The 1,022-nt window shown below is 48.3% G+C and carries 1 protein-coding gene; it reads right to left on the bottom strand.

What is annotated here, in order from left to right; translation table 11 throughout:
- Positions 1-147 precede the first annotated feature (147 nt).
- Positions 148-1,008 carry an acetaldehyde dehydrogenase (acetylating) gene (locus tag GY683_RS07440; RefSeq protein WP_297288131.1) on the bottom strand — a complete coding sequence of 287 codons (861 nt, stop codon included), beginning with the start codon at positions 1,006-1,008 and terminating at the stop codon, positions 148-150.
- Positions 1,009-1,022: the final 14 nt, after the last annotated feature.

The raw sequence follows: 1,022 nt of genomic DNA, 5'->3' as shown, positions 1-1,022 counted from the left end.
CTGCTTCATCTAGCCCTGTGGCAATGCTGACCGCTTCATCAAGGGTAATTTGGTGGCGTTTGGCGTGCATGCCATCACGCAAACTCATGTCATGCAATACGATATAACGATTTCTTAAATTCATGATACGTTCTCCATAATTAGGCGTTAAGCGGCTGTGCTGCGAGCAGGTAATTGGATGATGCCATTAGCCACTTCTTCTGCAAACATTTCGGCAGTGCGTAAGGCGGCAGCAGTCATGATGTCAAGATTGCCTGCATATTTTGGTAAGAAGTCACCCAAGCCTTTTACTTCAAGGAACATCGACACCCGTTTGCCATCAAACACAGGCCCATTGACCAAACGATAGCCAGGTACGTATTTTTTGACCTGCTCCACCATCTCATGAACAGATTGGATGATGGCAGCTTGATCTGGCTCAGATTCAAGCAGACAATGTACGGTATCACGCATCAGCATCGGTGGCTCGGCAGGGTTAATGATGATGATCGCTTTACCATTCGCTGCCCCGCCAACTTGCTCAATCGCTTTGGCAGTGGTACGGGTAAATTCGTCGATATTTTTACGAGTACCAGGACCGACTGATTTTGAAGACACGGTCGCCACGATTTCGCCATAATTGACTGGCTGAACTTGTGACACAGCTGCTACCATCGGAATGGTCGCTTGTCCGCCACAAGTTACCATGTTAACGTTCATCTCAAGCTGTTGGGTGTGCTGGGTCAAATTGACAGGGGGCACACAAAATGGCCCGATGGCAGCAGGGGTCAAGTCCACCATCATCACACCAAGCTCATTAAGCTTACGGCTATTTTCGGCATGCACATAGGCTGAGGTGGCATCAAAGGCAATACGGATATCATCATCAATGATGTTATCTAAGATACCATCAATGCCTTGGTCACAGGTCTTGATACCCATGTCGCGAGCTCGTTTGAGCCCTTCAGATTGCGGGTCGACGCCCACCATCCACACAGGCTCAATCCAGTTCGAGCGTTGCATCTTCATCAACAAATATAATG

The sequence above is a fragment of the Moraxella sp. genome, from assembly GCF_024227015.1.
Lineage (GTDB): Bacteria > Pseudomonadota > Gammaproteobacteria > Pseudomonadales > Moraxellaceae > Moraxella.
The sequence above is the reverse complement of the archived record's forward strand: the minus strand, read 5'-3'. Positions and strand labels throughout refer to the sequence as shown.